The sequence below is a fragment of the Fulvivirga sp. AWR4_260 genome, assembly GCF_056158185.1.
Window position 1 is genome coordinate 1,215,345 of sequence record NZ_JBSWSU010000015.1, and the last position, 12,400, is coordinate 1,227,744.

The following is a 12,400-nucleotide window of genomic DNA, read 5'->3' on the forward strand; positions in this document are numbered from 1 at the left end:
GACAAAATAATTAACCCTAGCTAGAATTCTTTTAGCCAGAATTAATTATTTATTAGCCAATTAGGCTTACAAATTTTTATTGAAAAAGGAGTGTCATTTTATTTAATGCTTGTGAAACGTATGGTTCCTTCCAATATGTTTCTATGTGAGTTGCTCCATCAATTTTATAAAATTCTTTTTTTGTAGAATTTGTTACATTTTGAAATATCTCATCAGTCATATAATAAGTATCTGCATTACTTCCTGCCATCATTAATAGAGGTTGAGTCAATAAATCCATATTTGTATTTACGTCAAATGCGGCAAGATCAAGGAGACTACTCATTGTATATCTAAATGTAGAATTGGGGTGCTTGTGTGTTTTGTAGTAGTAATAGTATACTTGTCTATGAAGTTGAAAGGGAAGTTTGTCTGCTTCTTCATCTGTCATATCCTCAGCATATGGGTAGAAATAACGCACCTCTCCTGTTTTAGCTTCTAATGCTCTTGCTTCAGAGGCTAATTTAAGTCTTTCTTGGATCGTAGAAATTTGTGAATCCTTTAATCCATTTCTTCTTATAGAACCAGAATTTAGTAAGCTCAAAGTTGTAACCGCTTTAAAGCGTTTATCTGTTTGTGCAGTTTTTATTGCGTAACCTGCACCACCACAAATTCCAAGAAGCCCTATTTTGTCATCATCAACTCCAATATAATTTGAGATATAATCTGCCATTCCCCGTATATCTTCTATTCTATTAGATGGTCTATCCACATTTCTTGGAAATCCTCCGCTTCCGCCTTGATATGATGCATCTGCTACAATAGTAATGTAGCCCTGTTCTGCTAATAATTGAGCATAATGCCCCGCAACTTGTTCTTTTACTCCACCATTGGGGTGAGCTATAACAATTGCAGCATATTTTTTAGAAGGGGTGTAATTTGCCGGTGTATATACATTAGCCGCAATATCAATATCGTGTAACTTGTAACTTACGGGGTGAATATTTACTTTTCCAGATATGTTTTCTTCTATTGCGTTATCATACACAAGTGTAAATCGATTCTGTTTTTTTAACTTTTCAAGTTGAGTATATCTGTCGTCTTGTCCTGTTTGAGCTAAAACGTTAAATGAAAATATTGAAGCTGTCATAACCAGTATCCAAAATCTTAAATTCTTCATAGTTTTTTTTATTGCAAACTTAGGATGTGCAACTATCTGTTGATTTTCAATCTAGTTCTTTGTTTTGTGTTTTTTGGTTCAATTCACTCGAGCTATTTTGATGAATAAATTAAATTCTTATACCAAAGTTGGATCTTTTCTTCATTAAGTGAATGCTGGCTATATGGGTAATGTTGAATTGTATATGGTCACTTTTGATTTTTGGAATTTCATATGTTGCTGGGGCTCTGGTATGAGTGTGTCTGTGTTAAAGTATTGAGAATGCTTCAGGAGGAGGAGGTATATTTTTAAAATTGAGTAAGTTACAAGGGCAGCTGTAAGCTATTCATGAATGGGGAGATCTAAGTCTGGAAAAGGCTTAGGGGGTTCTGTAGGGATAGCTTGTGATGTTAATTATTCAAAAATCTCTTGCCTCCATATCACTGCCACTGCTGTAATGATGGGAAAAAGTCCGTGTAGCATCGCAAATGCCACACTATCACTAGAGGTCTTGCGATTAGCTTGCTTTTCGAAGATTTTACACTTGTCTAATGGGCTTTATAGGTGGGTGTTGATTGGTTAGGGGGGAAGTGTAAAATTCCAATTAGCATGTATTTATACATGCTAATTGGAATTTTGATTAATAGATTTGGTCCTGATGTTATAAAAATAGGAAGCATAAATCCTGCCCATATTGCATTGGCAGATAAGCTCTGTAATAGGGAAATTGCATTATCTTGGTTAAATACTAGCGCAGCAATCGCTACAATATCAAGTTCAATCGAACCCTGACGAAGAGAATTAATTTGAATCCTTACAAGAGTATCCTCGTGCCCAAGAGTTTGTTGAATATGAAACTGTATTAATTCCTCTTCTTGCTTTTAGGCCGTTCTGCAATGAAAGACAACGATCATGTTTGATGCGTTTTGATACAGTTTAAGTTTTGTTAGGTGATTTTTTCTTTAGTTTTATTCCTGGTTTTCCAGTATTTGAGTTTTTTTCAAATGATTTAAAACCATATCCCTTTTTAATCAATACTCTTTGAAAGTTAGTTTCGTAGTAAATTTTCCAACCTTCATATTCATTCATTGTTGTATCCGCTTCTTTGAAATACAACGTTCTGTACTTTCCATTGTCAAAGTAATTTCCTTTTCCATACCAAACTTGCCCATCATCAGTTGTATAAAAGTGTTTGAGTGTTCCATCGGGATAGAAGGTGTATTGATTACTGAACATTGAAGCATCACTTTGTATGTAAACAGTACTGTCCTGAGCTTTACTTATAAAGCTAATCATGGACATAATCATTATTGCAAATATTTTCTTCATTTCTAATTCTGACTAACCTTCTTACTAAACGGAGGTGGCGGTCAAAGAACGTCCACCTAAAATAGGGAAAAGGATTGATAAGTCAATCCGCCAACCACTAGCCAATTCCGTTTAGTTGTTGTGTGTGCCCAGTATGGGCATCAGGTTTCGAGTATACCAAATTATTCCAAAGGGTGAGAGTCCTGTAAGCACCGGGGTCGTGTCCCGAAGCATTAGCAAGTCGCAAGGTGGTTTGTCGTGAGGCATGCACTGAAGGAAGCGAGACTGCAAATCCCGGTTCCAACGAACAGGAACTGGATACTTAATAGATTGAAATTCTGTATTTGGCATGATTGGAAAAAGCCATAGCGAAAACGTAAAAACCTCGTCCAATTAGGAGTGAAACAAGGACAGGCTTATGCCTGTAGTAGAACCAGAATGGGAGGTTGGGCGGTAACCCAAAGTCCTATTCTTAGAACTACTATTACCGTATCACGACTAAGAAAGAAAGGTTATAAAAGCATGCTGGATTATTACCTCAAACTCCAACCCGAGATACAATGAACCGCGTAGTAAGAGACTCGTACGCTACGTGGTGTGTGAGGCGCACCGTGGGCTTACAGCTCACGGTCGTCTACACGATTAGCTCACGTTATTTTTTATTTTTTTTCAATGATTGCTTTATCAGGCTTAAAATATATTCCATTTCTTCGTCTGTCCGCATTACAATTTCATAGTCACCATTTCCCCAATGTCCGACCGAAGAAACGTCTCTTGCAATTTCTTTCGGGTCGTCAAGGTTGCCTTGTTGTATATTCAGCCACATTTTTAAAGCGTTCTTTTGAATGTGAATGTCCACTACGTTAGAGCCTGATACAAAAGCAATGTATTTTTTCTTTGGTTTTACTTCTAATTCGTCAAGATTTAAAATGGCACTTTTAAGAGTCTCATAGAGTTCTTTCGTTGCTTCCGTTCCTTTTTCTAAATGCTCGTCTTCTGTGTAAACTTTTATTTCCTTCGTTACTTTTTCAATCGCTTCATCTTGACGGCTAATGGTCTTGACACTTTCCTGAGCACCTGAAGTTTTTATTTGATTGTAATTAACCGTTTTGTTGTCATAACGCTTGATTTCCCAAAGTTCAATCGGTAAGTCTTTGAAATTGATTGCTTCTTTTTGATAAGTCGTAAATGAGGGAGAAATAAAAATTACTCTCGATTGCGACCAATCAACGTCATTTCGTTTTAAAGTCTCTTTTGAATTTTCGTTGTATTCAAGAATGAAGTCCGCTTTGTTGTTAAGCATTAAAGACAAATAGGCGTATCCTTGGTCAATTACGCTAAAGTTCTTGTCCCGTTTGTATTCGATTATTACAAAAGTGCCTGCGTCTTTGTCGAACGCTAAAGTGTCGATACGAAAATTGTTTAGGCTAAATTCCGATTTTGTAAAGTCAAGTCCGAAAATTGATTTAAGATTTTTCTCTGTCAGCGATTGAATTTCTTTTTCGAGCTTGAAAGGTTGTTCCTTTACGTTCTCAAGTCGCTCGTTATCTTCTATTTTAAAAAGTGCCATTTATTTCGTTCGTGACGTTTTTACATTTGATTAAATACTCCATCATAATCTATTGGATATATGATTTCATAATTCCAATCATCTTTTGCAGTATTCAATCTTTTAATTATTAAACTATTTTTTAAAAGTCCCTCTTGATTCAGAATGTTCATAATCATAGGGATTGACTTTTTCCATTCGGTAACTTCAAATAACATATTTGCTCCACCTGGACCTAAATCTCCTGCAACCCATTCGCCTATTCCGTTGCTTTTCAGTTTTTCATGAATCTTTTCCTCGATTTTATGTCTTAAGTCCAAAACTTGAAAGTCATTTTCGTTTTTTGGTTGCATTTGGACGAAAATGATTTTTCCGAAATTATCAAAATTGTCCCTGTAACCTTTTTCCTTAAGATTGGAATTTATTGAGTCGATTTCAGATTCCGATATTGATCTTTTATTCTTAATTGTCTGAAGAGTGTTGTGATTTTCATCGAAACGAATTTCTCCTTCTATCAAATTCAGGGTAGAGCTGTCTTTTACAATTCGACTAAATTCAATCTTATCTTCAGTTTGGTTTTTATAATTTGAACTGATGTATTCAATTTCCACTTTTTCGGACGGTTTTTTATTCGTTTGATTATTACAGCTCAAAAGAAGAAATGTTAATAATCTTATTCCTATGTTCTTCATTTTTAAAATGCCCTACAACGCTTCAGGTAAGAATCGTGGCGTGATTTAGTAGTAGTTCGTTTCAATTTTCAAAGTAGCGAATTCTTCGAATTCGCGGGCTATCAAGTACCCACAAACCTCTCGTGCCCCCCTGACACGACATGGTTTCTTACCCATTACCCATTGTGGTGTGCCTTGAATGGTGAATATAGCTCAAGAAATTGAGTGATCCAAAGGGTGAGAGTCCCGTAAGCACCGGGGTCGTGCCAGGAAGCCAAGCAAGTGGCGAGGTGGTTTGTCGTGAGGTATGCACTGCAGGACGCGAGACTGCAAATCCCGGTTTTAACGAATAGAAAATATACGAATGGTTACGTAATAGACTGAGATACTGTATTTGGCATGATGGGAAAAAGCCAGAGCGAAAACGTAAAAACCTCATCCAATTAGGAGTAAAACAGGGGCAGGCTTATGTCTGGAGTAGAACCAGGATGGGAGGTTGGGCGGTAGCCCAAAGTCCTATTCTCAGAGCTACCATCACTGTATCATGGCTAAGAAAGAATGGTTATAAAAGCATGCTGGATTATTACATTAAACTCAACCAGAGGTTCAATAAACCACGTAGTGCGAGAACTGTATGCTACGTGGTGTGTGAGGCGCACCGTGGGCTTAAAGCTCACGGCCGTCTACACGATTATGTGCTTTTTTACAATCTCTTATTTTCTGTTCATAAATAGCTTGCAAACTATCTTTCAAGTCTTCTGTGAAATATTTGTCACGATTTATCCATTTGTCAATTCTAAGCGTTCTTACCTTATAGCTGATCTCACTTTCGTATGAATTATCACTAGATGATGCGGACATAGTTGACCAACCACCACCACCGAAAACACCTAAAGAATCTGGATCAATGCTTTTGAATACTTCTTCAGACATATTCCATGTTTTGAATTCATATATCCATGATGGTTTATCAATGGCATCTAGTTTGTAAGTCCAATTAATATATCCAGCGTCAAGGTTTCCTTGATAGTAGACTATCCCATCTTTAGGGATATCAATTATCTCCCTTCCATTTTCTACTCGAACAGGTTGCCCGCATTCAATAGGGAAGAGAACCATAACTTGTCCCTTGAATCCATTGGGTATCCGATATTCTATTTTTTGAGCTAATTTAGGTCCTAGATATGAGTTCAAATACATAAATCCCATGAAACCAGGATACCATAGTAGTATAGGGGTGATGGTTATAATAAGTTTTATTTTTTTAGATGCTTGTCCTAACCATAATAGAATACACCCAATTATAAAAATAGGTAATATAAAAAGTAAAATGTAAGGGTTTAATGAAACCAAAAATGATGCTACGATTATTGCTATTCCTATTTTAGATTTCATGTTTCATAGTTGCATACAACGACCAGCTAGCAGGAGTGCGCCCCGAGCTTAGCAAGTTCTGATAAAACTAATGAATCTGCCGGTGCTTCCAAAGTATCAGGTTGCTACTGCGTTCAGAAAGATGAAAAAATCCTGCGAGCTGAAATAAGTAGAAAGCACAGACCTTTCTCAGTGGCTGATTCATGGTGAAGTTCGCACTGAAACTGTAAAGTGGCAGTAGGCGCATTCGTGCTAGCGCTTGTGTGTGCCTTGAATGGTGAATATAGCTCAAGAAATTGAGTGATCCAAAGGGTGAGAGTCCTGTAAGCACCGGGGTCGTGTCCCGAAGCATTAGCAAGTCGCAAGGTGGTTTGTCGTGAGGTATGCACTGCAGGACGCGAGACTGCTAATCCCGATTTTAACGAATAGAAAATATACGAATGGCTACGCAACAGTCTGAGATACTGTATTTGGCATGATGGGAAAAAGCCAGAGCGAAAACGTAAAAACCTCATCCAATTAGGAGTAAAACAGGGTCAGACTTATGTCTGGAGTAGAACCAGAATGGGAGGCTGGGCGGTAGCCCAAAGTCCTATTCTTAGAACTACCATTACCGTATCACGACTAAGAAAGAAAGGTTATAAAAGCATGCTGGATTATTACCTCAAACTTCAACCCGAGATTCAATGAACCGCGTAGTGCGAGAACTGTATGCGCAGTGGTGAGGGCCTCATTCTGAATCATTTTAACTCAGGTTGGGCTACTCAATTGTAGTCGGTTTGATTAGTAATTGAGTCCAATAAGTTTCCCTCCTTATCAAATTTTTTTGAATAGATAGGTCCTAAATGATCTGTATCCCACAATTTTTCAGATTTGATTTTGCCATTCTGAAAATATTCACGATAAATGCTGTCTTGAATATTATCTTTATAATAAGATTCCGATTTTAGCTGTCCATCACTATAATAAAACTTTTCCATTCCATTTTTTATACCATTGAACATTCCCGAAGGATCGAGAGAATTAATTAATTTCATAATCCCTCCAATATTTGCACCTTTGGTTAAATTCAATTTAATGCTATCAGTTTTATCAAATGGAGGGGCTTTATAATCTATTTCCCAAACCAACATTCCTTTATCATTATAGTGTTTTTCATGTCCGATGTTTATATCATTATAGAAAGAAGTTTGTTGTGCAATTTTTCCGTTTTCATGATAAAATTTTAAGTCACCATGCTTTTTTCCATTAAAGTAATTCGTCTTCATTCTTACCTTTCCATATTGATTGTAAAACTCAAATGAGCCGTTTAAAAGACCGCTAGCAACATTGGACTTTACTGCTAACTGTCCGTTTGGGTAATATTCATTAAACAGCCCCTCTCCGTTGATAATTGTTAAACTGTCAAGTTTATTGCCAACACTGTCATAATTTGCTATTAGTTTCCAAATTCGGTCATCTTTATAATTGATTTCATTTCTGAGATTTCCGTTGTCGTAGTATGTTTTACATGTCCCGTTGAGTAGGCCATTCATATATGTGAACTCTTCTTGAATTTTACCATTCTCAAAATAGTATTTATATTCTCCTTGATATCGATCATTTTCCCAATTTGAAATCTCTGCAACTTGTCCTTTTTCATAATAAGCCTTAGCTGGACCTTCCAGTTTGCCATATTCATAATAAGCTTCTTGCATGAGTTTTCCACTCTCGTAATACTCTTTATATAACCCATGCTTGATTTTAGTCTCTTGTCCCACTTCATTAGTTTTAAGCATAATGAAATATTCTGCTTTTTTTTTCTCCTGATTACCATTTTCGTCATAATAGTAATCAATTGTTTGGATGAGTTTGCTTTTTTGTGAGTTTCCACTGCAAGCACAAAGAGCAGAGGATAAAATAATTAATTTAAGGAGTCTGTGCATTTTTTTTCTAATTGGCGACAACGGACTTGTGTATTAAACGTAACGTGCAAAGACACTAACTTTACAGGTTAACACAGAGTCGAAATTTTTAATTTTGTTTTAAAAAGCAAAATTAAAAATTTGGAGGTCTTTGTAAAAAAGTACAGACCTTTTGGTTTAGCAGTTATTAGCTATGTTTTATGCAATGTGCGTGGCCAGCATGGCCATCAGGTATCGAATATACCAAATTATTCCAGAGGGTGAAAGTCACTTATGCGTGGGAGTCATTAGTAAGTCGTAAGAAGGTTTGCCTTGAGGTATTTACTGAAGGAAGGGGGACTACAAGCCTCGGTTGCAAAGAATAGGAATTAAACGAATGGCTACGCAATAGACTGAGATACTGTATTTGGCATGATTGGAAAAAGCTAGAGCGAAAGCGTAAAACCTCATCCGATTAGGAGTGAAACAAGGGCAAGCATATGTCTAGGGCCGAACAATAATGGGAGATTGGGCGGTAGCCCAAAGTCCTATTCTCAGAGCTACCATCACTGTACCATGGCTAAGAAAGAAAGGTTATAAAAGCATGCTGGATTATTACCTCAAACTTCAACCAGAGATTCAATGAACCGCATAGTACGAGAACAGTATGTACAGTGGTGTGTGAGGCGCACTGTGGGCTTACAGCTCACGGCCGTCTAAACGATTATGTATTTTTTTATTCTGCTATAGAGTTATAGTACTTATTTTCTAATTCTATTACTCTTTCTATATTGTTTCCTGAAATATTTTCAGTCAACATACATTCAAATGAATCTTCTTTCCAAAGTCCTCCACCAGCTGAGATTAGTTTGTCAATCAAATTTAAAAGGTCGTTTTCAGTATTTACTGTGAAAGGAGCACTAGCAAGTACATATCTTTCGGATTGAATATTTTTTATCAATTTTAATAGGTTGTTTTCGTATCCTTTAAAAACAATCCCTTCATTTTGATTACTTTCTAATAACTGAGAAAATTTATTACCAATGCTATGTCCGATATTAATAAAAACAGTTAACGGCCAATGATTATCGTTAAGTTCAAAAATAACTCCTGATACCTTTTTAACTTTGGGGTCTCTACGAGTAACTCTTGAAGCACCAATCACTTCCCAAGATTCTTCAATAGATAAAGATGTATTTAATAACTCTTCTTCTTTTTTAAATTCTAGGAAGTCATTAATATCTTCATATTCTTTTTTAAGGACAGGAGTTTTAAAAGGTATTTTTATTAATGGATAACAAAAAATCCCAGAACTTTCTTGATTTATATTTCTATGATTTGGTTCAAGAGAAAGTCCATCTTTCAAAACTATTTCCTTAGAACCAGCATCTATAAAGTGTATGAATTTCATTTTTTTAGAATTATACATAACGCCCAGATATGGCGCTGTGGCCTCCGAGCTTTATTAATTCTGATAAAAGTAGCTTATCTGCCGGTGCATTCAAAGCATCAAATAGGTACTGCGCTCTGAAAATAAAACTCCCACGAGCAGAAGATGGTAGAATGCACTTCAGTTTCTTGGCGGTAGATAAGTGGGATGTTATGCAGACTCTTGGTAGATGGCTAAGTAAGGCCATGCGCCATCATCGTTTGTTATCACCATGTTATTTCATCTGATTTTTGCCTGATTGACTTTTCCGCATTTTCAACCAATACAGAAAACGTTTTGTACTGTTCCTTGAATTCATTAGTAATACCTAAAAGAGTGTTAAACTGATGAGAAAGTCTTTTGCCAAGCTTTGCTATTTTTTTTCCTATATGATGCGATTTGAATAATTGGGTATCAACCAAATATTGTTGGTTTGGTCTTATTATTTCATCGTATAGTTTTTGTAATTCACGTTGGCCTGCAATTTCAGAGTAGTATTTAAATATAGATCCATTCATTATTTCATATGCCTCAGATGGAGTCTCTCCCTTTTCAGGCTCTTCATGATCAACAAACTCTGCAATGAGATCAAAATATTCATAAATGTCGGCTTCTAAGGTTATTCTATGTTGTTTTGTATCTGTGACAACTTTTTCATGATAATATTGAACTTCGTCCAATAAATGTTTTAGAAATTTAACTTGACTAATGACGTCTGAAAGAGCTTTTTTGTTGGCTATAGCATTGTGAAGTTCTGCAATATCAACATGCAATATCCTTTGGAAATCATTTGAAAGTAGTTTGGGTGGTGTGAGTGGAATTCCAGTATCTATTGTAGTTTCAGTTGAAAAATCTAAGTATCCCTTTTTAAGTAGAGGGGTATGTTTTTTTAGCATTTCATCGATATGATGCTTTACATAAGACCTCATTTCCTTTCGGAAGATTTTCTTGTCTCTTCTCTTTATCAGTAAGTTGGCAAGAATCCCCAATGAGAATATTAAAATGGTTATCAACGTACTGAATAGAGCATCATTTGATATGAAATTGAGAAAATCTTTCTTTTCAGTTGCTTTAATTATCGCTGATTCAATTTCTGTTAGCTCGTGATCTAGATGAAAGTCTATTGAATCTAATCTATTAGATAATGTTCCAATATTTGATCTAACATCGATAGTATCTAATTCGATAACAATATTATTGATTTTGTCCATGCGGAAAATTGGTGATAACATCCGTATAACCGAACATTTATGTCCCTTATATACCTATAATGATATTAAGTTAAGTAAAAATGTTAATTTATGTAGTAAATCAGTCTATTTTAAATTGATTAAGCTATATTTTGCTGTAAGTGAGTAAATTAATTAGCGGTATATTATCCGGATACTATACGTATAATATTCATTTCTTCGTGGTGTTGCTTAAGTCTGTAATTATTAAAGATTATTCAACTAATATATAAACCATCCTTAAGTTGAAGTTTTGTGTGATGTCTCGCTGCATTTAGCTTTTTTTAAATGATTTGCTAATACTATTGCGGAAGGTTATTGATGGCTTTGTTGGCGTCATTCATGTTTACAATTACATTATTTTGTAAGTGGATGTAATGTAAGCTGCGTTGTCAATGAAGGTTTCAATAGTTTTTTGATTTGAATTGATGTTTACGCGGTTGAAAGAGACCTTTTTTTGCTTTATTGGTATATTACTTTTTAACTGAATTGTTATTTCATTTTTATCGATAATGAAATAGAATTGGATAGTGGAGTTGTGGGTGTTTTTTATTTTGAGGTCTTTGTTGCCAAAAGCTACCGTGGCATCAGAACCTAGTGGTGCGAAACGTTCTTCATCTGTATAGATGTCCATGGAGTGGTTGTGGCGCTCTATAATTTTGAGGCCTCCCATTAGACTGATATAATAGATTAGACCAGATAGCTGACAGAGGCCACCTCCAACAGAGCCTGTAACCTTGCCGTTTACAATGGACCTGCTAGTAACGTAGCCGTTTGCGGTGGTGGGGTGTCCTACAATTTTCCAGAAAGAAAATGTTTTTGAAGGAGGAATAATTACTTTATTAATCTGGCTGATGGCATTGTTTAAATTGATCAGTTTGGCATTATTAGGCTTTAAGTTCTGGGTGATTTGAATATGATGACTAAGTAGCGGTAAGTCCTTTTTTGATGCTTTGGCGTAGGAGAAAGTTCTACCAGTTAATAAGTCATAACAAGTATTGCGTAAAATCTTGATTTGTAGCTTAAGTTGAGGAGGGGTTAATTTTGCAATCATATTTAACTAAACACTATCTATTTAAAATTAAATATATTGATTTATTGCTTAAAATTATAATTAAAGCAATTTTTTAGTGATTAGATAGTAAGTTATTTTAGCTTTAAACAAGTGTAGTTAATTGATAGTCTCGCTAAAATAACTTACTATTTATTCTATTATCGTTAGCTCGCCTGAGTCTGTATTAATTTTTAAACATTGGTGTAAATACCAATTGATGCTTTTTGCCGGGAAGTCACTGTGTTTGATATAATAATTATCTCCTTTTCTTACAATGTACGTCTCAGCTTTGTCAGCATTCATATAAATATAGGTGCCATGAGACGCCAGTTGAGGAGATGCTATGCGAAGTGCTTCGCTAGGTTGTATTTTTAGTCCGTTAATATGGCTCTCAGGGTCTACATAGTAGGGTTTGCTGCCGGCACAGGCTGCTATAATTAAAAATATAAACGTATACTTATACATATTTTTATATTGAAAATTTTCCTGATGGTACATTATCACCTGTAAATGTTAATTCCAAAGTATCGCCCACGTTTATAGGTAGTAGGTTTTTGGTGTCGAAATCACTTTCTTTCCCCTGGAATAACACCTTGCTGCCTACTTCAAAAGTAGCGCCATCTAATTTGTAATCATGCACAGCCATGGCGCCATTTAGTATATATTTCGGGTTTTTACCCGATTTATCAATGTCTGTTTTGTTGATGCCTATAACTTCTCCTTTTACGGTTAATGTCCACATATTTAGTGTTAGATAAAGCTTTT

General features: G+C 35.6%; 14 protein-coding genes. 3 read left to right on the forward strand and 11 right to left on the reverse strand.

Features of this window, described 5'->3' with window-relative positions; translation table 11 throughout:
- Nucleotides 1-76: 76 nt before the first annotated feature.
- The gene (locus ACXACQ_RS11685; RefSeq protein WP_474976127.1) at nt 77-1,159 is read right to left on the reverse strand and encodes an alpha/beta hydrolase; all 1,083 of its coding nucleotides are present in this window, start codon (nt 1,157-1,159) and stop codon (nt 77-79) included.
- 331 nt (nt 1,160-1,490) lie between these two features.
- On the opposite strand from ACXACQ_RS11685, the gene ACXACQ_RS11690 reads away from it, so the two are divergent.
- Nucleotides 1,491-1,721: a hypothetical protein gene (locus ACXACQ_RS11690; protein WP_474976128.1), complete on the forward strand. Its 231-nt coding sequence runs from the start codon at nt 1,491-1,493 to the stop codon at nt 1,719-1,721.
- 353 nt (nt 1,722-2,074) lie between these two features.
- On the opposite strand, the gene ACXACQ_RS11695 is transcribed toward ACXACQ_RS11690, so the two are convergent.
- Nucleotides 2,075-2,434: a hypothetical protein gene (locus tag ACXACQ_RS11695; protein WP_474976129.1), complete on the reverse strand. Its 360-nt coding sequence runs from the start codon at nt 2,432-2,434 to the stop codon at nt 2,075-2,077.
- 411 nt (nt 2,435-2,845) lie between these two features.
- Between ACXACQ_RS11695 and ACXACQ_RS11700 the strand changes: the two genes are divergently transcribed.
- Entirely contained in the window at nt 2,846-3,010 is a 165-nt protein-coding gene (locus tag ACXACQ_RS11700) for a hypothetical protein (RefSeq protein WP_474976130.1), read from the forward strand.
- A gap of 88 nt (nt 3,011-3,098) precedes the next feature.
- Here the strand turns inward: ACXACQ_RS11700 and ACXACQ_RS11705 are convergent, their stop codons facing one another.
- From ACXACQ_RS11705 to ACXACQ_RS11725, 5 genes are all read right to left on the reverse strand, one after another.
- Entirely contained in the window at nt 3,099-4,016 is a 918-nt protein-coding gene (locus tag ACXACQ_RS11705; RefSeq protein WP_474976131.1) for a DUF5655 domain-containing protein, read from the reverse strand.
- Between the two features lie 20 nt (nt 4,017-4,036).
- Nucleotides 4,037-4,687, reverse strand: a complete 651-nt coding sequence (locus ACXACQ_RS11710) for a hypothetical protein (protein WP_474976132.1) — start codon at nt 4,685-4,687, stop codon at nt 4,037-4,039.
- A gap of 645 nt (nt 4,688-5,332) precedes the next feature.
- Nucleotides 5,333-5,866, reverse strand: coding sequence for a DUF6843 domain-containing protein (locus ACXACQ_RS11715; RefSeq protein ID WP_474976133.1), 534 nt, complete (start codon nt 5,864-5,866; stop codon nt 5,333-5,335).
- Nucleotides 5,867-6,804: 938 nt separating this feature from the next.
- On the reverse strand, nt 6,805-7,965 hold the full coding sequence (locus ACXACQ_RS11720; RefSeq protein ID WP_474976134.1) for a toxin-antitoxin system YwqK family antitoxin: 1,161 nt from the start codon (nt 7,963-7,965) through the stop codon (nt 6,805-6,807).
- 694 nt (nt 7,966-8,659) lie between these two features.
- On the reverse strand, nt 8,660-9,334 hold the full coding sequence (locus ACXACQ_RS11725; RefSeq protein WP_474976135.1) for a hypothetical protein: 675 nt from the start codon (nt 9,332-9,334) through the stop codon (nt 8,660-8,662).
- Between the two features lie 29 nt (nt 9,335-9,363).
- Here ACXACQ_RS11725 and ACXACQ_RS11730 point away from each other — a divergent pair, with 29 nt between their 5' ends.
- On the forward strand, nt 9,364-9,600 hold the full coding sequence (locus ACXACQ_RS11730) for a hypothetical protein (protein WP_474976136.1): 237 nt from the start codon (nt 9,364-9,366) through the stop codon (nt 9,598-9,600).
- Here ACXACQ_RS11730 and ACXACQ_RS11735 read toward each other — a convergent pair.
- The 4 genes from ACXACQ_RS11735 to ACXACQ_RS11750 all read right to left on the reverse strand — a co-directional run bounded on the left by ACXACQ_RS11735 (nt 9,580) and on the right by ACXACQ_RS11750 (nt 12,377).
- Entirely contained in the window at nt 9,580-10,563 is a 984-nt protein-coding gene (locus tag ACXACQ_RS11735) for a hypothetical protein (RefSeq protein ID WP_474976137.1), read from the reverse strand. The two genes, ACXACQ_RS11730 and ACXACQ_RS11735, sit on opposite strands and share 21 nt — an antisense overlap.
- Nucleotides 10,564-10,933: 370 nt before the next feature.
- The gene (locus ACXACQ_RS11740) at nt 10,934-11,635 is read right to left on the reverse strand and encodes a VanW family protein (RefSeq protein WP_474976138.1); all 702 of its coding nucleotides are present in this window, start codon (nt 11,633-11,635) and stop codon (nt 10,934-10,936) included.
- 150 nt (nt 11,636-11,785) lie between these two features.
- The gene (locus ACXACQ_RS11745) at nt 11,786-12,100 is read right to left on the reverse strand and encodes a hypothetical protein (RefSeq protein WP_474976139.1); all 315 of its coding nucleotides are present in this window, start codon (nt 12,098-12,100) and stop codon (nt 11,786-11,788) included.
- A gap of 4 nt (nt 12,101-12,104) precedes the next feature.
- Nucleotides 12,105-12,377 carry a hypothetical protein gene (locus ACXACQ_RS11750; RefSeq protein ID WP_474976140.1) on the reverse strand — a complete coding sequence of 91 codons (273 nt, stop codon included), beginning with the start codon at nt 12,375-12,377 and terminating at the stop codon, nt 12,105-12,107.
- Nucleotides 12,378-12,400 lie beyond the last annotated feature (23 nt).